Origin of the sequence: Enterobacter cloacae complex sp. 2024EL-00711, assembly GCF_047529885.1 — a bacterium.
GTDB classification, from domain to species: Bacteria; Pseudomonadota; Gammaproteobacteria; order Enterobacterales; family Enterobacteriaceae; genus Enterobacter; species Enterobacter ludwigii.
Map to the genome: position 1 here is coordinate 228,688 of NZ_JBLIZC010000003.1, position 21,699 is coordinate 250,386.

The following is a 21,699-nucleotide window of genomic DNA, read 5'->3' on the forward strand; positions in this document are numbered from 1 at the left end:
CTCAGATCCCCCATTTTGGAATCGGATGGTCGCCCATGGAGATGCAGACGTTTTTCATTTCAGCGAACACCTCGAAGCTGTATTCGCCCCCTTCGCGCCCGGTACCGGAAGCCTTCACGCCGCCAAACGGCTGACGCAGATCGCGCACGTTCTGGGTGTTTACAAACACCATTCCGGCTTCGATATTGCGCGCCAGGCGCAGCACTTTGCTGACGTCCTGGGTCCAGATGTATGACGCCAGGCCGTACTCCACGTCGTTAGCCAGACGCAGCCCTTCGGCTTCGTCCTTAAACGGCAGCAGGCAGGCAACCGGCCCGAAGATCTCTTCCTGGGCCACGCGCATCCGGTTGTCGACGTCTGCCAGCACGGTCGGGCGCAGGAAGTTGCCGTTTTTCAGGTGAGCAGGGAGATCGGTGGGTTTGTCAGGGCCGCCCGCCAGCAGGGTCGCACCCTCTTCAATGCCAAGACGGATATAGCCGGAGACTTTTTCCCAGTGCTGCTGGCTGATCAGCGCGCCAACCTGAGTGTTCGGATCGGTCGGGTCACCCACGCGCAGACGGTTCGCGCGCTCGGCAAAGCGCCTGACGAATTCCGGGTAGATGCTCTGCTGAATGAAAATGCGTGAGCCAGCGGTGCAACGCTCGCCGTTGATGGAGAAGATGGTGAACAGGGCGGCATCCAGCGCGCGTTCGATATCCGCATCTTCAAAAATCAGCACCGGAGATTTCCCTCCCAGCTCCATGGAGTATTTCTTCAGTCCGGCGTTTTTCATGATGTTGCGCCCGGTGGCGGTGCCGCCGGTAAAGGAGACGGCGCGCACGTCGTGGTGACGTACCAGCGCATCGCCCGCCGTTGCGCCATAGCCCTGCACCACGTTCAGCACGCCCGCCGGAATACCGGCCTCCAGCGCCAGCTCGCCCAGACGGTCGGCGGTCAGCGGGGAGAGCTCAGACATCTTCAGCACCGCGGTGTTGCCCAGCGCCAGGCACGGCGCAACCTTCCAGGTGGCGGTCATAAACGGCACGTTCCACGGCGACACCAGCGCGCAGACCCCCACCGGCTGCACCAGGGTGTAGTTGAGCATCTTGTCGTCGACCGGGTAGGTTTTACCGTTCATCTGCTGGCACACTTCGGCGAAGAACGCGAAGTTGTGCGACGCGCGTGGTATAAGCACGTTTTTGGTCTGGTGGATCGGCAGGCCGGTGTCGGCGGTCTCGAGGGCCGCAATCTCCGGAACGTGTTGATCGATAAGATCCCCGAGGCGACGCATCAGGCGTGCGCGCTCTTTCATCGGCAGGTTAGCCCACGTCGGGAATGCCTCTTTGGCCGCCGCCACGGCCTGATGAATTTCAGCTTCACCGCCGGACGCGACCTCCGCCAGCACCTCTCCGGTGGCCGGGTTAGTGGTGTGGAAGTAATCACTTCCTGCGACGTTTTTACCGTTAATCCAATGGTTTATTTTTTTCATTTTGCAGTCTCCTCACTGACAATGCGGTTCACCAGGCGGCCCACGCCCTCTACTTCCACGACCACTTCGTCGCCAGGCTGTACGTCAGACAGACCCTTTGGCGTGCCGGTGGCAATCATGTCGCCGGGCTGCAGGGTCATAAACTCGCTGAGATAGGCAATCAGAAACGGGATGCTGAAGATCAGATCGGCAGTGGTCCCTTGCTGGCGCAATTCACCGTTCACGAAGGTGCGCAGGGTTAAGTTATGCGGGTCGGGAATGGCCTCTTTCGGCACGATATGCGGGCTGAGGGGGGTCAACCCGTCGCGGCTTTTCACCCGCAGGTTCGGGCGGTAGTAGTTCTCCAGGTAATCACGGATGGCGTAATCGTTGCAGACGGTATAGCCCGCGACATAGTCCATCGCCTCGCGTTCACTGACCTTGTGCGCCGTTTTGCCGATGACCACCACCAGCTCCGCCTCGTAGTGCATGTACTCAATGTTGTTCGGGCGGACCGAGGTCTGGTTATCGCCGGTCACGGTGTTGGGGGCTTTGATAAACACCAGCGGTTCCGTTGGCGGCGTAAACGCCAGCTCACTGGCGTGATCGGCGTAGTTCAGACCAAGCGCGAACAGCGTGGCGTGCGGATGTGGGCCTTGCGCATGGGCGACCTCGCGTTCATCAACCACCGGGTTTTCCAGGGACGGGAAGCCTTTCGCCAGAATGCGTACGCGATCGCCCGGCTGCAGCGGGACGCGCGAGTGTGGGGTGCCGAGCAGAATGGCATCGCCCGGACTGAGGGTGGCGAACTCGCTCAGGGCGCTCAGCAATTCGGCGGCATTGCGCTGCAGGTCAGCGGTGTTCCAGTGGTCCGCTTCCCGGCCGTTAATTTCGGTGACGATGGTCAGGTTATCAACGTGGTCGACGGCAGCCAGCTCTCCCAGCGGACAAAAGCCGTCGCGGCATTTGGCCTTGATCGCCGGGCGATAAAAACTCTCTTCCGGCAGGCTCACTTCGTTGGCAAGCGCGTAACCGGCGATGTACTCCGCCGCCTCGTCCACGGGAACGTTACGCGCCGTTTTGCCCACAACCAGCGCTACCGTGGCACCGCTTAACACGGTTTCTCCCTGCGGGAAGGGAATGGGGTCGCCCGTGCGGATCACGGTGTTATGCGGTTTGATAAACCACACGGCGGTTTTTGGTGGCGTGTTGTAGGGGGCTTTTTCAAACGCGTCGCGCCAGGCATCGCGCTGGCTCTGGTGGTTCAGCGCTACGGCAAAAACAGTACCTTTCATTCACTTACTCCTCAGGCCGGACGTCCGGCCTGTGATTTCATTAATATGTTAATGATCTGGTTGTATGCCTTTGCTGTTTATTTCGCAACCAGAAGTGAATAATTTGTGATATGAATAACAATAAATTTACATAAAGAGATTAAAGGCTATATTTATCATTGTGTTAATAAATCAAGCTTGTTTCTGTTAGACTTTTTGTCGTAAAACGCGTTGTGTGTAAAACCAGCAGAACTGAATTGTTCATGTGTTAATGATTACCGGGAGAGGCTATGCATGATTCATTAACTATCGCCCTGTTACAGGCGCGGGAAGCGGCGATGTCTTACTTCCGCCCGATTGTGAAACGGCATAACCTGACCGAGCAGCAGTGGCGCATCGTGCGCGTGCTGGCCGAACATCCGTCGATGGATTTTCACGATCTGGCGTTTCGCACCTGTATCTTGCGTCCCAGCCTGACGGGCATTCTGACGCGCATGGAGCGTGACGGTCTGGTGCTGCGCCTTAAGCCCGTAAACGATCAGCGAAAGCTGTACGTGTCGCTGACCAAAGAGGGGAACAGGCTATACGAGCGTGCCCAGGCGCAGGTGGAAGAGGCGTATCAGCAAATCGAGGCCGAATATACGCCGGCGAAGATGCAACAGCTGACAGCGCTGCTGGAAGAGTTTATTGAACTGGGGAACCGGCATATCACAGCGCGCGAAGAAGAGTAAAAACCACAAATTTAAGGATGATTTTCGTAAAGTTTTCCCTTTCCAGGCCGAAAATCCTGTTATCTGTCTGATGGAAAGCGAAAACATGTTAAACCGTATCAAGATTGTCACCAGCTTAATGCTGGTATTAGCGATATTTGGCCTTTTACAACTCACATCCGGTGGTCTTTTCTTCAATGCCCTCAAGCATGACAAAGAGAATTTCACCGTCCTGCAAACCATTCGCCAGCAACAGTCCACGCTGAACGCCAGCTGGGTTGCCCTGCTGCAAACCCGTAATACCCTGAACCGTGCGGGTATTCGCTACATGATGGATCAGAGCAATATCGGCAGCGGCGCGACCGTGAACGATCTGATGCAAATTGCGGCGGCTTCTCTGAAACAGGCAGAAAAAAACTGGGCTGAATACGAAGCCCTGCCACGCGATCCGCGTCAAAACGACGCCGACGCGACGGAGATCAAACGTAACTACGATATCTACCACGGTGCACTGGCGGAGCTGATCCAGCTGCTGGGCGCTGGCAAAATCAACGCCTTCTTCGATCAACCTACCCAGAGCTATCAGGATGGTTTTGAGAAGCAGTACGTGAACTATCTGCAGCAGAACGACAAGCTGTATCAGATGGCGGTGGAAAACAGCAATAGCTCCTACAGCCAGGCAATCTGGGTGCTGATTAGCGTACTGATTGCGGTGCTGGTGGTGATCGTGGCCGTGTGGCTGGGTATCAAGCAGGCGCTGATTTCGCCACTTACCCGTCTTATCGACAATATTCGTCATATCGCCAGCGGCGATCTGGTGAAGCGCATTGAGGTGCAGGGCGCTAACGAGATGGGTGAACTGGCCGACTCGCTGCGTCATATGCAGGGCGAGCTGGTCCGTACCGTTGGCGATGTGCGTAACGGTGCTAATGCCATCTACAGCGGCGCGAGCGAAATCGCGATGGGTAACAACGATCTCTCTTCCCGTACGGAACAGCAGGCCGCATCCCTGGAAGAGACCGCTGCCAGCATGGAGCAGCTGACGGCGACCGTTAAGCAGAACGCCGAGAACGCCCGTCAGGCGAGCAACCTGGCGTTGAGCGCGTCTGAAACCGCGCAGAAGGGCGGTAAAGTGGTGGATAACGTGGTGCAAACCATGCGTGACATCGCGGGCAGTTCGCAGAAAATTGCCGACATTATCAGCGTGATCGACGGCATCGCGTTCCAGACCAACATCCTGGCACTGAACGCTGCAGTAGAAGCGGCACGTGCGGGCGAGCAGGGCCGCGGATTTGCCGTTGTTGCGGGTGAAGTCCGTAACCTGGCACAGCGCAGCGCCCAGGCAGCACGTGAGATCAAGAGCCTGATTGAAGACTCTGTTGGCCGCGTGGAAGTCGGGTCTACCCTGGTAGAAAGCGCCGGCGAAACCATGGGCGAAATCGTTAATGCGGTAACCCGCGTGACGGACATCATGGGCGAAATCGCCTCTGCGTCTGATGAGCAGAGCCGCGGTATCGATCAGGTGGGTCTGGCGGTGGCTGAGATGGATCGCGTGACCCAGCAGAACGCCTCGCTGGTGGAAGAGTCTGCCGCGGCGGCAGCGGCACTGGAAGAGCAGGCGAGCCGTCTGACTCAGGCCGTGGCTGTGTTCCGCATTCAGCAGGAGCAGATGAAAGCCCGCGAGCAGGCCTCAACGAAAACCGCTGCGGCCCCTGTGATGGCGCGTAAAGCCGCGACCACCGATGCGGGCGAAAACTGGGAAACGTTTTAATCCTGCCACAGTGCCGGGGGGCGGCTACGCCTGACCCGGCCTGTAATGGGGCGTTTTGCAGGCCAATATCACAGAGGCAGGCGCATGGCACAGCGGGAGTCATACGCGAAACCGTGCGCCGCTTCTTCCTCTCTTTTCTGACGCAGTTCAGGCGTTAGCATCGTCACCGTTTCAAACCCGAGTCGCGCATAAAACGGCGCATTCCACGGCACCTCGCAAAAGGTGGTCAGCGTCAGCGATGTCAGCCCCAGCGTGCGAGCATGGTCTGCGACGCAGGCGATAAGTCGCCGACCTATTCCTCTTCCCTGCCACTCCCGATGAACCGAGAGTTCGACAATAAACAGCGATGACGGATGGGCTTCTGCAAGGATAAACCCGACGGGCAGGCCGTTTGCCAGCGCCAGCCAGCTAAACCCGCCTTTCGCGTAATCAAGATGTTGTTCCGCGCAAATGACGTCGCCGTCTGCAAGCCAGGCCAGTTCAGGGACGTCCCGAAAACGCTCGCCTGCCGCGCGCTCGATAGCGGGCAGGGCTGCAACATCTTTGGGCGTCGTCGGTCGAAAGAGAATGTTCATGGCGGAAAGTATACCCCGACCAGCCGCGCCTATTCTGAACAAATCAGGACCGGCGCATAGAAATTGCTGATCACCAGCGCGTCTTCCGGCGTGCGTTCAATCTTCAGGAGTCTTTTGTTCCCCGGCGTCAGGCCGGCGACGTACTTTTCAAAGACCCCCGGTGGCAGGGTGTCATGGCTAAAGCGCGCCACGCTTTGTATGAATATTTCATAGAGTGAGCCCTCAACGTGCCGCCACGTAAACATCTCCTGGCGGGAAACATCCCAGTGATGTGGCTCGTTAACCACGTCGCCGTTAAGCGTAAGGTACCCTGTGTTGTCGGGCTGAAAGCGCAGCGTAACCTCCCCTTCAAAGGAGAAATCATGATCGTCATGTCGGGCTGAAAATGTCAGGTTTCCTGCACAGGTTCCGGACAGCGGAGGCGTGTAGACGTACCACGCCAGCGTCACGCCAATCAGCAACAGATTGAGCACCAGAATAAGCCACACTTTTTTTTGTTTCATATCACCACTCGTAAAAGTAAAGCGTTCGGCAGGCGCTGGCTTTACCGTCCGTGAGAGAACACTGGGAAAGGACCAGCCGCCCTTCGTGGCCATAGAAAAGTGTTCTCTGGATGTGCATATAGAAAATAGAGTTTTTCAGGCAGGGCAGATTACCTTCGCGCTGAAGCGTCTGCGCCAGCGCCATGGCCTTAGTGTGAAACACATCTGCCAGCGGGGAGAAGGTGTAGACCGGACAGGTGCCAATGTGGGTGAGCAGATGAGTGTCACTGTACCGGTGCGCCTGTTTCGTCAAACAGGCGCCGATGCACAGCGCCACGACCATCAGCGTGAGTACACCGCAGAATAGCCATTCTGGCTGAATGCGTCGTGAGGCCGGGACCGACTCCACGACGGGAAAATCGTCCTCCAGGGGCGTTACCGCGATATCAGCACTGAGCATAAAGCCCGTTTTCGGCACGGTGACGATAAACAGGGTGTCGGGCAGCAGGCTCGACAGCATTTTGCGCACAATACTGATGTATTGATTTAACGAATTGTTGGACCCCTGGAGCCCACGTTGATCCCAGACATCACTCAGAAAGGTGTCACGTTCGACGACGTTGCCGTGATGCTGAACCAGCAGCTTCATGATGGCGTTGGCGGTACAGGTGAGGATTTGTCTGTCCAGATCGGGTGCATTGATAAGAGAAACAGAACCGTCTTCGTCGTTATAGACGATGGCGTCAGCAAGCAGGTATTTCATAAGTTATTGTAATACAGAAAAAATAACAAAAAAGAAGATAAGGCTGTGCCTTGTCGGACATAACACGCTGGCTATTTTAGCGTCATTGTTACCGATAACATTGATCCAGACAAGATTTAAGGCAATTTACTCGTGCAGTCGGATTACCACGTCATCCCAACGTGGCGGGAAGGGCATAGCGAGACAGCAGCGCCAGCATCAACAGCCAGAGAATGAGACAGGGAAGATGACGCCGCATGATCTTATTTCCCGACGTGATTAGCCGTGCAGTGACAAACACGATGCCGGGTAGTCGAGCAGGAAGAGTTTGCGATGGAATTCCGCCAGGTTCTGGCAGTGAAATTTGTTCATCGCGTTACGCTTGTGGGTGTAGATCGTTTTCGGGGATTTATTCAGGATCTGCGCGATGCGAACCGGGCTGAACCCGTTGCGGAACAGCATGCAAACCCGAAGCTCCTGGCAGGTGAGCGTGGCGTTTTTTACGCTTGCGAACGGCGTGTTCTGAAAACAGCGGCTGAGCTGCGCGAGTGACAGGTTTCCCGCCACCACGTGGACACGCTCACCCCCCAGAATGATTTTAATATCGTTGACGCGGGACGCATCGGTGAATACCAGCCACCCTTTTTTGACGCGGATATTCAACATCAGTTGCCGCAGGGGCAGGATCCCCTCAGGGCTCACGTCGTTAATCCAGAAAATTTCAGGGCAGGGGTCCACACTCTGCGAGATGAACGTCTTCAGGCCCAGCCACAAGAAGGCATTGCCGCTTAAAACGATGACCTTATAGTCTGCATTCAGTGTCTGCGGCATCAGGGTTTGTTCCCCTGGTAGCGCTGGTCGTACTCCGCTGCGCTGTGCCAGGGTGGATTCGAACGTATGGCCGGTTAGCATGATAAAAAGTGGGTAACTCTCTCAGGGTGTAAGGAGTTACACATTCTGAGATATGATTTCTTTCTGGTGAATTTATAAATAGAAATGAGAGATATATGGTGTTTATGTCTTATTTTTAATGGTTTTATAGGATTATATATTTACATAAAGCGCCCGACAGAACGCCGGGCGCAGAAGGGATCAGCTCTCTTTACTGACAATTTTAATCTCTACCATCCCGATGCCGAGCTCGCGCGGTGAATGGCCAAGAATATTTCCCTCATTCGTCGGCTGCGGGTCCGGCGGAACAATCACCAGCGTATTGCTGCGGGAAGGATTATCAAAATGCAGCGTGGTGGTGGTGACGTCATTTCCCAGCGTCAGCGTTTGCTCTTTATCGCCCACACGCACCGGGATGGGACGGTTCGCGTTTGGACCATAGGCCCGGGCGGTGATCACCAGGTCGAATTTTTCCGGCAGAGGATGCGCGTACTCAATCTTCACTTCACTGCCCAGCTGCGCATTAGACCAGCGCCCCCAGGATTCCGGACGCGAGATGCCGCTGAACTGTTTGACCTCTTCCGGTGCCCCGGCCACGTTGAAGATAAAGCTGTCTGCTTTATAGCGAATATCGTTATCCACGATTTTCAGCATGTCGACATTTCGCTGATAGCGCGCGGTATCGATGACCGTATCGTTGAATGCGGTTTTGCCTTTCCACTGCGCTTTATCGACATGCTGCACGGTTTGCTCCCCGCCAAGCTGTCCCTGAGAAACGCACCAGTCGGTTGAGAGCGCCAGTGGCTGGGACCAGAGCTGGCCCATTTTGTAGCACCTGTCGACCCAGACAAAATTATCGCGAGGGGCGAAGTCGGCCAGCTGGAAACGCAGCGGCGCAGAGTATTCGCTTTCCGGCAGCGGTTCGACGCGCGTATCCGACACGCGCAGCAGCAGCGGCAGACGGAAATGGCTGCCGGAGAAGGCAATCGTGTTTTTATCCTGATCGATGGTGAAGTCTTTCATCTCTTTCGGGAAGTTCCACAGGCGGATGATGTCCGGCTTCCACGCAAGGATTTTCTCCTTCATGTTGAGGAACACTTCCGACAGCGACTGCCCCGAGAGCGTACTGCGGCCAAGGCCAATAAAGTTATCCCCGCCCAGAATGTCCAGCACGGTTGCGCCGTTATCCATGGAGTTGCGTTTGGTGGCGATCACATCCTGTTGCGGCTGGTCGCCGCGCAGAATGAAGAACAGATTGCTGCGATCCTGTTTGCTGAGCTGATCCCAGGCGCTGTTTTTCATCGCCAGATGGTCAGATGAGACGACGATGACCGTGTTTTTAAAATACGGCGAGGCTTTGATTTTCTCGACCAGAGCGGCGATATGCTCCTGGCTGCAGGTTACCGCGCTGAACGACGTGTTGTTTTTGCCGTCAATCTCATAGCGTTTGCGCTTACAGGTGCGCGAGACAAACCCGTCCGGATGGTGGGTATCTACCGTCAGGGCAAAGAGGGAGAAACGCTTGCCGGCGCGGGACAGTTCCTCGAACTTTTTCCAGGTTTCGTCCAGTACCGTGTCGTCGTAAAAGCCCCAGTCGTTGCGGTAATGCGGGTCGGCAACGGTCGTTTTTAACTCTTCTGAGCCATACAGATGGTCAAAACCGTGGGATTTCAGGAACACATCTTTTCCGGCAAAGCGCAGGTTGGCCCCCTGTACGAAGTAGTTTTCGTAGCCGGAGTTTTTCAGGATATCGCCGAGGCAAACGTTCTGCGGGAAGAAGCTCGACATTGAGGCCGAGGCATTACCCTCAAAGGGGGCGAAGAGCGGGATACCGCACTGCGAGGCAACCATCCCGGCGATGGTGTAATCCGTACCGGGCAGCTGCGCGGTGTGGCTGAAATCAAGGCTTTCGTTTTTCAGCGCGCCCAGCTCCGGCGTCAGGTTCGGAAAAGCATTGTTATCAAACCAGGTGCGTTCCAGACTCTCGCCGTAGATATACACCAGGTTAAGCTTCGGGTTGGCTATTTTTTTGGACGGCTCTTTATACCAGGCCATGAAATCCGGGTCGCCGTCGCGCGACTGTGACTTTACCAGCTCGGTTATCTGATGAAACGCCGGGCTGGCATCCACGGACGCCAGCGCCAGACAGAGTGCCAGCAGGCTGTAGCCGCCATGATGCGGAAGATGTCGACGGCGGCGCAGCACCCAGGCCAGGGCACCAAAAATAATCACCAGCGCCGCAATCAGCCCAAGCCCGGGAAGAATGTATTTACCCACGCCCGCGCCCGTCAGGCTATTCGTCAGCGTGTAGAGCACCGCATCGTTAATGCCGTCACCGGTAAAGTAATCGCTGGCGTATAAGGTAATGTTTAAAATAATAAAAATGCCGAGCACCACCAGCGTGGCGATAAACCACCAGGTGTTACGGCCCGCTTTGCAGGCGTAAACGCCGACAGAGGCCAGAAAAAGGACAAGGGACATTAACTCTGACAACAGTCTATCCTCATGACGCCAGGCGCTTAGCTGGCTAACTGATTATTTTTTGGGTTATACAATGTAATTGCGTTGTCGTGTAGCTGCAATTTTAGTGTCACGAAAGTGTGCTGTTGTTAGGATTTGGTTTAGAAAATCGTTTTTTTGAAGGGGGTCGCATCCTGACATACGGACGCTCAGACGGTGGCAGGCAGGAAAAAGACGGCTTTAACGCCGCGTTAAAAGAGTAACGTCTTAAACGCGGCGTGTAATGGCAATACAGGCGGGGATCAGGAGATGAAATTAACGCCTTGTTTCAGCACCAGATCGCAGGCTTTGGTTTTCACCTGTTTCGCCAGCGAGGAGTTGCCGATGGTGCTCAGGTTGAGCTGTTGACCGTTTTGCGCATTCAGCAGGCCCTGAATACCATCCATATAGTTGGTGTCCTGTTTCTGCTCCTGTGTATCCAGACCGAGTTTGCCCAGCACCTGATTTTTCACGTTTTGCGCGTCGGTCACGGAGGCCAGTTTTTGCTTCGCGCAATATTCCAGAATCCCCGCGGCGTTGTTCATTGTGCCTGCGCTCAGGCTCTGGGTGCTGTTACCCAGCAGGCCGGTAAGGGAAGAGGCTGACAGCCCGCCCTGGGTGCTGCTGCTCTCTTTGGTCAGTTCGCTCGCTGCGCTGGACAGCGAATCCTGCCAGGATGCGGCCTGTGCCGCGCCGGTAACCAGCAGGGCGCCTAATACGGTGCTGAAAAGAAACTGTTTTTTCATAATGGCTTACTCAAAAAAGGTCCGTTTTGGGGCGAAAGTGGAGTCAGTATATACCTCCGGGCCACCGGTCTTTCCTGGAAATATCTTAATACTCTTTACCGGTGACACGGCTGCGGTAACTTTCCCAGTCGAAGATGACATACAGACTGTTCCCGAGCTTCATGCGATCCATGACGCGTTCGCCCAGCAAGCGGGTCATTTCGTCGATGTTGTGGTTAGTCAGCATGCCGGTGGGGCGTTTGGAGGAAGAGCGGCGATCGACAATCTGGTTAATGATCACTTTTTCATAGCGGGATTCGGTCTGGACGCCAATCTCATCAATAACCAGTAAATCGACATTACTCAGGTCGTTAAGCAGTTGCTCTTCGCTGGTTTCGCGGTTGCTGAAGGTGTCTTTCATGGCGGACATGATATCGGCCACGGTGATGATCAGCACCGATTTCCCGCGCAGCAGCAGCTCGTTACAGATAGCGGCCGCCAGGTGGTTTTTCCCCGTGCCAGGCTTGCCGCTAAAAATGAAGCTGGCGATATTGCCGTCGAATTCATCCACGTACTGACGCGCGGCAGCGAGTGCATTCATCTGCCCGTTGGTCTCAATTTTATAGTTATCAAATGAGCAGTTCTGGTGCAGGGGGCGAATACCGGAACGGTTAAAGGTGCGCTGCATTTTCATCGCCCGGTTTTCGCGGGCCAGCGCGGCGGCGCGGATCTTACCCTGCTCTTTTTGCCACGCCAGGAGTTCTTCACCCGTCGTGAAGGCGGGCTTCACGTTGGCTGGCATCATCTTTTGCAGACGTTTCATCAGGTCGCCGACGTTCTTCATTTCGCACCTCGGAATCCATTTGGGATCTGTTTATCCGGTTCGGAAAACGCGTTGATATCACGTTTTGGCTGGCCGTTATTGCTGGCGCGATTAATTTGCAGATGACGCGCGAGCTTCTGTTGCCACTGAATATGGGTGAATACTTTGCCTTCCGCCTGCCACCAGGCGGTAAACGCGGCCAGCTCTTCGGGGGTAGCCGGTTGCGTTAACGCTATGCCCCACAATGCCGCCTGCCGTTGAAAATCCGCATCAGGTTGCCAGCCCGCATACAGGGCAAATTTTCCCATGGGAACGGCCATGGGGACGTTAACCGGCTCGTCAAAGAACTGGTTATCGAGGGTTACGTCGCTCGCCGGACGGGACAACTGCGCTTCAATCTCCAGAAGCTGTGCCAGACGTTCCGGTGTGATGGCATAAAACGCCGGAGCGTTGTCAGCAAATACCGCAACCGTGCCGCCTTCGGCGTGGGTCAGCACACCGCGGGGATCGCGCATAAAGGCATCAATACCAGCAATGCTGGTGGTCAGAATTCTGGAGGACATAACGCTTACTCTACTGATAACTACGGGCGTGATATGGGCTTATGGTAGCACAGAGAGCGGGAAGGGAAGGAGGGGTTTTCCCCGGCGGCGCGATGCCTGCCGGGGCGTCAACGGCTGGCCTGATAAGCGTAACGCCATCAGGCAGTTATCAGGCGATAATGTTCAGCGTTACGTCGATGTTACCGCGGGTCGCGTTAGAGTACGGACACACAATGTGTGCTGCATCGACCAGTTTTTTGGCTTCTGCAGGATCCATACCTTCAACGTGGATGTTCAGTTTTGCTTCGATACCAAAACCGGTTGGCAGCGGCCCAATCCCCACTTCGCCTTCAATAAAGGCCTCTTTCGGCAGGGTAAATTTGTCGCGCGCGGCTACAAACTTCATGGCACCCAGGAAGCAGGCAGAGTAGCCGGCAGCAAACAGCTGCTCAGGGTTGGTGACGTCACCGCCCATGCCGCCCATCTCTTTTGGCACGCCGAGTTTAACGTCCAGTACGCCGTCGGAAGAGGTCGCACGGCCATCACGGCCTCCGGTTGCTTTTGCTTTGGCAGTGTAGACAACTTTTTCTAAAGACATGGCAGATTCCTCATCTTACATTAATGTGCGCTATTAAATAGCGTGCGATATATGTGGGTAAATAAATACGCGTAAAGTATAGCCTTACGCGCGTTGGATCTGTTGTCGCAAACGTTCCAGCTGCTGTTTAAGTGACAGCATGGTCTCAGTATCACACTGGGCGGCGCATCCCACTGCATGGGGGATCCCGGAAGCCTGCTGCTGGAGATGACGTCCCGCATCGCTCAGGGTGACGGCGACCTGACGCTCGTCTTTACGTGAGCGGTGGCGGTTTATCAGCCCCGCGCTTTCCAGACGCTTCAACAGCGGCGTCAGCGTGGCAGAGTCAAGGAACAACCGTTCACCGATGTCCGACACCGTAATGTCATCCTGCTCCCACAGCACCAGCATCACCAGGTATTGCGGGTAAGTCAGGTTCAGCGGTGCCAGCAGTTGCCGGTACAGCTTGTTCAGCGCCAGATTTGCTGAATAGAGAGCAAAGCAGAGCTGGTTATCCAGCAGGAGCGCAGCGGTCGTGTCGTTCGTTTTCGCGTTCATGAGATGAATATAGATAGTGTACGATTTAATTGCAAGCTATTTTATGGGCAGGTATAGCGGAGCGCCACCTGAACGGCCATTTTGCGGTAGTGCTGGCGCTGTGCCTGTTCGTCCGCACCCTCTTCAAACAGCAGGGTGAAGGTGTAGCTGTTGGCAACGTAGTGGAAGCTGAAACTGCTGATCAAACGATGCAGATCGCGGGCTTCAACCGTCTGATTGAACAACTGCTTTTCTTTCCCGCGACGGAGGATCGCTTCCAGCAGATCAAGTGCGCTGCGGTTGACCTTGCGGAGGTAGCTGGACTGCTGCATAAAACGGCCACGCTGCATGTTTTCCATGCAGATAATGCGGATGTAATCCGGGTGGTCGGCATGGTAGTCAAAGGTGGCTTCAACCAGATGAACCAGCGCTTCGACAGGGGGCATTCCCGCCAGGCTGAGCGCCTGTTCACTGGCGCGGATCTGGGTGTAAACATACTCCAGTACGAGAAGATACAGGTTCTCTTTGTTTTTGAAGTGGTAAACAACCATGCGTTTGGTGGTGCCGGCTTTCTCCGCAATTTGTTCCATGCGGGCACCGTTCAACCCGTATTCGGCAAACAGCGTGATAGCGCTCTGAAAGATTTTCTCTTTCAGGCTGGATTCTTCATTGTGCTCGGGGAGTTCGCTGCCTGGGTTAGCCACATCCTTTCCTTATCGTCACCAAACGGATTGGAGTGATTATCCTCACGGCAGCGTAATAACACAAATCTCAAACCCGTGGACGTTTGCGGTACAGCCACAGTCCGGGGATCGACAGTCCGATAGAGAGCGCACCGACAATGGACGAAGCCTTAAGAAAGTTGCTCAGAAGGAGGATCATTTGCGGTTCGGTGTAGCCGAAATGGCTGATTTTTACCGCGGAAATCATGGCCGTATAGGCAGATATGCCGGGGAACATCGGGATAACGGCAGCGACGGTGAACACCTTGGGATGCGCCAGATACCAGCGCGACCACTGAATTCCGATGCTACCGACCAGCATTGAGGCCATAAATGTTGACCATTCAATGTTGAATCCCGCCGTCATCATCACCATTCGCGAGCCATGACCAATAGCACCCAACAGCGCGCACCACGGTAACGCGCGTTGCGGAACGTTAAAGACCATCGCAAAACCGACGGCAGGGATCGCGGCCAGCAGCATATCCTGCGCCAGCGCCAGCAGAAAATCGATCACGCCCATCCGCGTAACCCCCAGAGTGTCATGGCCATTACCACACCAATGCAGGTTGCAAGCGTCAGCAGGCTGGCAATCGCCCAGCGTGCCAGACCGGTATTGATGTGACCCTTAAACATATCGGCTACGGCGTTAATCAACGGGAAGCCGGGCACCAGCAGAAGCACGCTGGCCGCCATGGCAATCGTCGGCGTGTTGGCAAACTGCGGCAGACGAAGCAGCAGGCCAGACACCGTGGTGGCGACAAAAGCGGTAATGCAGAAATTAATTTGCGGGTGGAGTTGGCGGTGCGTCAGGAGCTGGCGCACGTACATGGCGATGCTGCTGGCGAAAAAGGTGATGACCGCGCCGTCCCAGCCGCCTTTGTTGAGCTTACAAAAACAGGCGCAGGACAGCCCGACCATTAACACCACCAGCCAGCGGGGATAACGTAAGGGCTTAATCTGGTTGAACCGTTTTTCAATGTCGTGCAGGTCGAGAAGCTTATGCTCAGCAAGAATGACGATATGCTGAACCTCGGTTACAACGTGCATATTGATGCCGCGGTCGTGGTTTTTGCGGGTGGAGGTCAGGCACTGACCGTCTTTTATGGTGGTCAACACGATAGCATTGGATGAAATGGCGCTCTCAACGCTATCCATACCCAGCGCCAGCCCCAACCGGGTGGAAAGTTCCTCGACCAGCGCGCTTTCCGCCCCGTGCTGGAGCAGAAAAAGACCGCACTGAATACAGAGCCGCGTGATGGCACGCTGCGTTGATCGATCTGCCTGCATGTCATGTCCTGAAGAGAAGGTGAATAGCTTGCCTGTTGGCCCGTCATGCTTACTTTTAGCACAAACTGCAGTGCCTCTAGTTGTGGGTCAGATCAAGATTTATGCAAACAGTTGCGGGCTGTCTGGCGGCGGGATGCGGCTTTGGGTCATAAAAATGATGAATTATTAATTGAGAAATATAAGATATTTATATTTAGTTTTACTAAGTTTATATTTTAATTATTTTAAGGCCTTTATAATTAAATTTATCTGTGCTTTGTGAGATATTACCGCTGTTTTAGGCATTTCTTAAATGAAGCACACATCTCATCTTCTGCTTGTATTAATCAGTTTTACACTCAGGGACGAATATACTTATACCTTGATGCGTTTTAACGTTACTCATCATATGAAAATGGACACGGAGGGTCTATGTCGTCATTGAATGGTAAACATGGCGTCGTCATTAGCAGAATACCCGTAATGCAAAACGGGTTGGGGGGCGTGATGACACGCCATTTTGCCGATTTTGATTTAACGTTTTGCCGTTCGCTGCAGGAATTAACCCTGCTGCAGTTACGGCGTGCAGACGTCATTATCGCTGATATTTCAGGTGAATACAGGAATCCTCGGGGCACGCTCGAAGAATATTACGGTTTATTAAATCAATATCGGGATATTCACTGGATTTTTTTAGTCTCCCGGCCGCTTTACCCTATTGCCGTTGAGCTGCTTATGCGTCCGGAAAGCACGTTGCTTTCTGATATGGAGCCGATAGAAGGCGTAATTAACGCCATCCGTGCAGGCAGTGAACGGGCAGAGCGGATAAGCCAGACGTTATTAACGCCCGAGCCTGCCTGTAACGATGATGAAGACGACCGCGTCATTGCGCTCACCCACTCTGAACGCAAGGTATTGCGTCTGTTAGGCAAGGGCTGGGGGATTAACCAAATTGCCACTTTGCTCAAGAAGAGCAATAAAACGATCAGTGCACAGAAAAACAGTGCGATGCGACGGTTGTCATTACGGAGTAATGCCGATCTGTACGCCTGGATCAACAGTACTCAGGGATTGAGAGAGCTGAGTTTAATGTCAGCCTATGGAGAGTTCGAGGAATGGATAAAACCGGTTCAACAAGACATATTGCCGTCATCGAAAATTGCGCGATGAGTGCCGTCGGGCTGGAGCACCTGTTTGCGCTGCCCACGCTCAGCCATTATCAACTGCACATGTTCAGTGAGTTTGACAGCTTTAAGAAGGCGCTTCCTCATGTCTCTTTTTTCTCGCTGATCTATTCACTTTCTGATGCGCGAGAAGAGCGTCGAAACTGCCTGGCATCCCTGCGGGATCTCGCGTTTACGCATAATCATATTCAGCGCATCATCCTGGCGGCAGATGAAATGGAAGCGCGGTTAATCAGCCATCTTTCCCCTTCACGCCTACACGGTGTCGTCAGTAAATCGGTGTCGCTCGACCGCCTGCAGGAGGAACTGCTGGTGTTACTGAGTGAAACGCTGCACATCAATGACAATATGCTCAACCACTGGTACAAGAGTCAAAACAGGATGTTAAGTCCAACGGAGCGGGCGATTTTGCGGTATATGTCCTGCGGGTTTTCTATCCCTGAAATCGCCGCGCAGCTTGAGCGCAATATTAAGACCATCCGGGCGCACAAGTTTAATGCGATGGTGAAGCTTGGGGTCAATTCTGACGTGGGGCTGCTTGATGCGGCAGATATTCTGACTCATCTCCCGGCCCGGGATCCGCGAACATCAGTATTAAGCCAGCCGACATTTTTATAAGCTGATATCTGTGCGCCAGACAGGCTCTGGCGCCTCATTCAGATGCAAACATCTACCCATTTTGCGGACGTCAGTTCTGCCATTCTGTCTGGTGAAATACGCACGGCACTGTGAATTGCACCCGCGGCCGGCAGCACTTCAGCATACTGTTTCAGTGAAATATCGCAATAAACCGCGAGCGGATTTTCCAGCCCAAACGGGCACACGCCGCCAACAGGATGACCCGTGATGGTGACCACTTCATCACAACTGAGCATGCGTGCTTTTGCGCCAAACGTGTCTTTCAGTTTTTTATTATCCAGACGCGCATCACCTTTCGCGACCACCAGAATGACGTCATTTTTAACCTTCAACGACAGCGTTTTGGCGATTTGTCCCGGCTCAACACGATGGGCGGCAGCAGCCAACGCAACGGTTGCGGTACTCTGGCTAAGTTCAATAACCTCTATATCCGGAGCGTTGTCGGCAAAAAACTGCTGTACAGACTGCAAACTCATTGTTTCCTCCTGACAAATATCCCGCGTAATCTGTCATAAGAATTTATGCTCTGTAAATATCTCTTCAGTAACAAATATCCCACACGGCCGATTTCTGGATCGCCTTCACATTCACGGAAACCGGTTACAGTAACCGGTTGCAGACCGTGAGTGAGAGATTAATACTGACTATGTAACGTCCCCTGTATCCAATAATAAGAGCTAAATATGAAACCATTCCGTCTGAGCAGTACCGCTGGTAAACGCGCCGGCAAGGTTGTGAAGGTGATGTATGGACCAACGTATGGCGTGTATGCGCCCGTCATAAACGTCTGAAAGGAGATCTGCTATGTCTGCCAACCATGCTGCGTTTAATCTGATATTTCGTTTTGTAGAAAATTACGTCAGCCCGATTGCCGGGCGGATCTCCTCCCAGCGTCATGTTATGGCTATTCGTGATGGCTTTATCTCCGCGATGCCGTTCATGATTGTGGGTTCATTTTTACTCGTCTTCGCGTATCCACCGTTTTCGCCTGATACCACCTGGGGTTTCGCGCGCGCCTGGCTGGACATGGCGAAGCAATTTGAAGGTCAGATCCTCACGCCGTTTGATATGACGATGGGCGTTATGTCCCTGTATATCTGCGCGGCCATTGCCTATAACCTTGGCAAACACTATGTCAAATCGCATCAGTTAGACCCGTTTATGTGCGCCATGCTGTCGCTGATGGCGTTTCTGCTGGTCGCGGCGCCGAAAACCAAAGGCACGCTTCCGGTCGACAGCCTCGGCGGGACTGGCATTTTTACCGCGATTCTGGTGGCTATCTACTGCGTTGAGATGATGCGTTTTCTCAAAGCGCATAACATCGGGATCCGCCTGCCGGACCAGGTTCCGCCGATGATCAAAAACTCCTTTGATCTGTTGATCCCGGTGCTGGTGGTGGTGTTGACGCTTTACCCGCTGAGTCTGGTGATTCAGTCTGAGTTTGGCATGCTGATCCCGCAGGCGATTATGTCTGTCTTCAAACCGCTGGTTTCCGCCGCAGACTCCTTGCCGGCAATCCTGCTGGCGGTGTTGATTGGGCATTTGCTGTGGTTCGCCGGGATCCACGGCGCCGCGATTGTCTCCGGGATGTTGCAGATGTTCTGGCTGACCAACCTGGGCGCTAACCAGACCGCGCTGGCCGCCAGCCAGCCGCTGCCGCATATTTTTATGGAAGCGTTCTGGACGTTCTTTATCGTCATCGGGGGGTCAGGTGCCACGATGGGGCTGGTGTTCTGCTACCTGCGTAGCCGCTCCGCTCATCTGCGTTCTATCGGCCGTCTGAGCGTGGTGCCAAGCCTCTTTAACATCAACGAACCCGTTATTTTCGGTACGCCGATTGTCATGAACCCGGTGTTCTTTATTCCGTTCCTGCTGGCACCCATGGTTAACGCCGTGCTGGCCTGGTCGGCGATGAAGTTCGATCTGATTGGCCGCGTGATCTCCGTTGTGCCGTGGACGGCACCTGCACCGGTAGGTGCCGCATGGGCGCTGGGCTGGGATTTCCGTGCAGCCATTCTGGTAGTGGTCCTGGCGTGCGTATCGGCCATCATCTACTTCCCGTTCTTTAAAGTGTACGAGAAGCAACTGCTGGAGCAGGAAGCGGAAGAAGCGCAACGTAATGCGGAAGAGGAAAATCAGCAGGTAGCGTGAGAAACGGATGCCGGGTCAGCGTTAATGCGGCCCGGCAACACCTGACCTTACTTGAGCGTACAATCTCCACACTGTTGAACGTCCGGCAGGCGATAACGCTGGCAGCAGGTGCGACGAACCAGAAGCCCGTCACGAAGGACCACGGTGCGGAATAACGGGTTATCGCGGCCATCGGAAAGCTGTTTTGCAAAGAAACAGGACTGGCGCAGGGCCTCGACCTTCTCATCACCGAGCAGAGGTTTCATTTCCGTCAAATACCAGTGGATTAAATACCCGGTATTGCTCCAGATAAGCTTCCCGTTGATTTCCCCCGTCTCTTCCAGCGCATCCACTACCGGGATCAGGGCGCGAGTTATGAGCTGCTCCATACGTTCCTGAGCAGAGAGGTGCTCCGCGTTCTGGTCTTCGTGGAGATCAATCCAGAAACAGGCCGCACGGCCGGTCTCGTGGAACTCGACATGAAAATATTCCGGGGAAAGTTCCAGCATGCCCTTTTGAGTGAGCAGCGCCAGCATGAGTGGGGGCACCATCAGCCCGATATACCACTGCGCCCAGAGGGAGAGCAGGGGTTTGTTTTCCCGCGTAAGGGTCGGTTGATTGCGATAGATATGGTCGGAATAGGTTGCCAGCAACGACTGCAGTGTCGACGGTTGTCGCCACTCTTCCAGCGTCATGGCGTGGTGCGGGTGCGCTTCATCCAGCCTGATAAAGTCCAGCAGGTGGGCGCGGGTTTTAGCGATCTTATCCCTGATGGCATCCGCAAGCGAAACATTCCCGGTGGGGAGGCGGGCTCTCCAGAGAAGTGGTTCAACGATTTGTGCGGTATGAGTGGCCATAGTAGAGATACAAATCTAAATGATAATGATTGCCAATCCTAACTATTGCTCATACCGATGGCAAGACTTTTGTCCGCGTTATATGACGCCGCGCTTACGCGGTCTGAAGCTCTTCGCTCAGCAGGATGTTATTGCGCCCCATATGCTTTGCTTCGTAGAGGGCTTTGTCCGCTTTCTCCAGTGCACCTTCGGCGTCTTCATCCTCAAAAATGGCAATCCCAATGCTGATGGTGACGTTTGTCGCCACGCTTTCATTGAACATATGCGGGATTTTTAAATCGTAGACTTTCTGGCGGATCCGCTCTGCCGTCTGGCGGGCATGCTCGAGAGAAATATTGGTCAGCAGAACCATAAATTCTTCCCCGCCGAAGCGCGCCACAATATCACGTGAACGCACGGCATCACGGATGGCAGCAGAGACCCGGATCAGCGCCTGGTCGCCCATCATATGGCCGTAGTGGTCGTTGTAGGCTTTAAAGTGGTCGATATCCATCAGCAGGACAAAGTGCTCGCCGTTCTCCACTGCCGGAAGATTCTCCAGCCGGCTTTGCAGTCCGCGACGGTTATAAAGGCCGGTAAGCGGGTCCATCATGCTCAGATCGGTGAGGGTCTCACGCTCCTCCAGCAAACGGGAGAGCAGTTCCTGCGCGAAGCGATCGTTACGTCTTTGCAAAATGTTATGAATCGCAATTGCTACCACAGGAAGTGCGAAAGAATAGGTCATTCTTAGCCATATATCATGATTACTTAACCACAGGCAGACAATAAAGGTGGGGAAGGAGTGCAGCGTAAATGCTTTGATATTACTGGCGAAGGCCAGCGTACCAATAAACAGTACCGTTAATAATGCCATGATCAAATAGGTCGCCTGATCGTGGGTAATTAACGAAAATTTCGAGGCTACCTGCCACGCCCATAAAATACCGAAGATCGCTGAAACGGCAGGAATATTTACCTTGCGGGTTCTCTTTTTCCAGTGCCAGACGAGCAGCCCGGTGCTGATAACAAAAATAGAAATCAGGGGGACTGATAACAGGCGAATAGAATAGAGCGGGTTTGTTACCGAGAACACAGCAGAGGTCGCGTTCAGAAATAAAAATAAACGTAACGATAATTGATATTTACTGTGGACCAAAGACCGCCAGGATTGTGATGTCATAGTAGTGCGTTTTTATTAATATTTAATTAAAACAGGTAAATAGGTGTTGTTTCGCAATGAAAGATGCAAAAAACTCAAAGAGTAATTATCAGAAAATCTTTAGGTCTAGTTAACAGGTGAGCAATTTATCACCTTAGGCATTTC

23 protein-coding genes are annotated in these 21,699 nt (G+C 54.0%); 5 read left to right on the forward strand and 18 right to left on the reverse strand.

Annotation, left to right across the window (positions count from 1 at the left end):
* Window position 1: 1 nt before the first annotated feature.
* The gene (hpaE, locus tag ACMVME_RS11110) at window positions 2-1,468 is read right to left on the reverse strand and encodes a 5-carboxymethyl-2-hydroxymuconate semialdehyde dehydrogenase (protein WP_014168491.1); all 1,467 of its coding nucleotides are present in this window, start codon (window positions 1,466-1,468) and stop codon (window positions 2-4) included.
* A complete protein-coding gene (gene hpaG, locus ACMVME_RS11115; protein ID WP_025205621.1) occupies window positions 1,465-2,742 on the reverse strand; it encodes a 4-hydroxyphenylacetate degradation bifunctional isomerase/decarboxylase in 1,278 nt (425 codons plus the stop codon). Before hpaG ends, hpaE begins: the two co-directional genes overlap by 4 nt.
* 269 nt (window positions 2,743-3,011) lie before the next feature.
* Between hpaG and hpaR the strand changes: the two genes are divergently transcribed.
* Entirely contained in the window at window positions 3,012-3,452 is a 441-nt protein-coding gene (hpaR, locus tag ACMVME_RS11120; RefSeq protein WP_014168494.1) for a homoprotocatechuate degradation operon regulator HpaR, read from the forward strand.
* Window positions 3,453-3,537: 85 nt separating this feature from the next.
* A complete protein-coding gene (gene tsr, locus ACMVME_RS11125) occupies window positions 3,538-5,202 on the forward strand; it encodes a methyl-accepting chemotaxis protein (RefSeq protein WP_068795300.1) in 1,665 nt (554 codons plus the stop codon).
* A 68-nt stretch (window positions 5,203-5,270) separates the two neighbouring features.
* Here tsr and ACMVME_RS11130 read toward each other — a convergent pair whose 3' ends face one another.
* The 13 genes from ACMVME_RS11130 to ACMVME_RS11190 form a co-directional block, all read right to left on the reverse strand.
* A complete protein-coding gene (locus ACMVME_RS11130) occupies window positions 5,271-5,777 on the reverse strand; it encodes a GNAT family N-acetyltransferase (RefSeq protein WP_068795239.1) in 507 nt (168 codons plus the stop codon).
* Window positions 5,778-5,806: 29 nt separating this feature from the next.
* Window positions 5,807-6,280: a hypothetical protein gene (locus ACMVME_RS11135; protein WP_068795238.1), complete on the reverse strand. Its 474-nt coding sequence runs from the start codon at window positions 6,278-6,280 to the stop codon at window positions 5,807-5,809.
* A 1-nt stretch (window position 6,281) separates the two neighbouring features.
* Window positions 6,282-7,022 (reverse strand): winged helix-turn-helix domain-containing protein, encoded by a 741-nt coding sequence (locus ACMVME_RS11140; RefSeq protein ID WP_068795237.1) that lies wholly within the window; start codon window positions 7,020-7,022, stop codon window positions 6,282-6,284.
* A 258-nt stretch (window positions 7,023-7,280) separates the two neighbouring features.
* Entirely contained in the window at window positions 7,281-7,832 is a 552-nt protein-coding gene (locus ACMVME_RS11145) for a helix-turn-helix transcriptional regulator (RefSeq protein WP_025205614.1), read from the reverse strand.
* Window positions 7,833-8,093: 261 nt separating this feature from the next.
* A complete protein-coding gene (gene opgB, locus ACMVME_RS11150) occupies window positions 8,094-10,385 on the reverse strand; it encodes a phosphatidylglycerol--membrane-oligosaccharide glycerophosphotransferase (protein WP_014168500.1) in 2,292 nt (763 codons plus the stop codon).
* 269 nt (window positions 10,386-10,654) lie between these two features.
* Window positions 10,655-11,137, reverse strand: a complete 483-nt coding sequence (locus ACMVME_RS11155; RefSeq protein WP_020885299.1) for a DUF2501 domain-containing protein — start codon at window positions 11,135-11,137, stop codon at window positions 10,655-10,657.
* Window positions 11,138-11,222: 85 nt separating this feature from the next.
* Entirely contained in the window at window positions 11,223-11,960 is a 738-nt protein-coding gene (gene dnaC / locus ACMVME_RS11160; protein WP_014168503.1) for a DNA replication protein DnaC, read from the reverse strand.
* Window positions 11,957-12,502, reverse strand: coding sequence for a primosomal protein DnaT (gene dnaT, locus ACMVME_RS11165; RefSeq protein WP_025205613.1), 546 nt, complete (start codon window positions 12,500-12,502; stop codon window positions 11,957-11,959). Before dnaT ends, dnaC begins: the two co-directional genes overlap by 4 nt.
* A gap of 148 nt (window positions 12,503-12,650) precedes the next feature.
* Window positions 12,651-13,079, reverse strand: coding sequence for an organic hydroperoxide resistance protein (locus ACMVME_RS11170; protein ID WP_006174091.1), 429 nt, complete (start codon window positions 13,077-13,079; stop codon window positions 12,651-12,653).
* A gap of 84 nt (window positions 13,080-13,163) precedes the next feature.
* Window positions 13,164-13,616, reverse strand: coding sequence for a MarR family winged helix-turn-helix transcriptional regulator (locus ACMVME_RS11175; RefSeq protein ID WP_014168505.1), 453 nt, complete (start codon window positions 13,614-13,616; stop codon window positions 13,164-13,166).
* A gap of 41 nt (window positions 13,617-13,657) precedes the next feature.
* Complete coding sequence (locus ACMVME_RS11180; RefSeq protein WP_044857265.1) at window positions 13,658-14,299, reverse strand: TetR family transcriptional regulator; 642 nt, start codon at window positions 14,297-14,299, stop codon at window positions 13,658-13,660.
* A gap of 67 nt (window positions 14,300-14,366) precedes the next feature.
* Complete coding sequence (locus ACMVME_RS11185) at window positions 14,367-14,840, reverse strand: threonine/serine exporter (RefSeq protein ID WP_020885295.1); 474 nt, start codon at window positions 14,838-14,840, stop codon at window positions 14,367-14,369.
* On the reverse strand, window positions 14,831-15,607 hold the full coding sequence (locus tag ACMVME_RS11190; protein WP_014168508.1) for a threonine/serine ThrE exporter family protein: 777 nt from the start codon (window positions 15,605-15,607) through the stop codon (window positions 14,831-14,833). Before ACMVME_RS11190 ends, ACMVME_RS11185 begins: the two co-directional genes overlap by 10 nt.
* A 411-nt stretch (window positions 15,608-16,018) precedes the next feature.
* Between ACMVME_RS11190 and ACMVME_RS11195 the strand changes: the two genes are divergently transcribed.
* On the forward strand, window positions 16,019-16,756 hold the full coding sequence (locus tag ACMVME_RS11195; RefSeq protein ID WP_014168509.1) for a helix-turn-helix transcriptional regulator: 738 nt from the start codon (window positions 16,019-16,021) through the stop codon (window positions 16,754-16,756).
* Window positions 16,753-17,388 (forward strand): DNA-binding transcriptional activator BglJ, encoded by a 636-nt coding sequence (bglJ, locus tag ACMVME_RS11200; RefSeq protein WP_032681707.1) that lies wholly within the window; start codon window positions 16,753-16,755, stop codon window positions 17,386-17,388. Before ACMVME_RS11195 ends, bglJ begins: the two co-directional genes overlap by 4 nt.
* A gap of 38 nt (window positions 17,389-17,426) precedes the next feature.
* Here the strand turns inward: bglJ and ACMVME_RS11205 are convergent, their stop codons facing one another.
* Window positions 17,427-17,885 carry a YbaK/EbsC family protein gene (locus tag ACMVME_RS11205; RefSeq protein ID WP_014168511.1) on the reverse strand — a complete coding sequence of 153 codons (459 nt, stop codon included), beginning with the start codon at window positions 17,883-17,885 and terminating at the stop codon, window positions 17,427-17,429.
* Window positions 17,886-18,213: 328 nt separating this feature from the next.
* Between ACMVME_RS11205 and ACMVME_RS11210 the strand changes: the two genes are divergently transcribed.
* A complete protein-coding gene (locus ACMVME_RS11210) occupies window positions 18,214-19,560 on the forward strand; it encodes a PTS sugar transporter subunit IIC (RefSeq protein WP_025205610.1) in 1,347 nt (448 codons plus the stop codon).
* A 47-nt stretch (window positions 19,561-19,607) separates the two neighbouring features.
* Here ACMVME_RS11210 and fhuF read toward each other — a convergent pair whose 3' ends face one another.
* Entirely contained in the window at window positions 19,608-20,396 is a 789-nt protein-coding gene (fhuF, locus tag ACMVME_RS11215; protein WP_020885292.1) for a siderophore-iron reductase FhuF, read from the reverse strand.
* A gap of 94 nt (window positions 20,397-20,490) precedes the next feature.
* The gene (locus ACMVME_RS11220) at window positions 20,491-21,555 is read right to left on the reverse strand and encodes a GGDEF domain-containing protein (RefSeq protein ID WP_025205608.1); all 1,065 of its coding nucleotides are present in this window, start codon (window positions 21,553-21,555) and stop codon (window positions 20,491-20,493) included.
* Window positions 21,556-21,699: the final 144 nt, after the last annotated feature.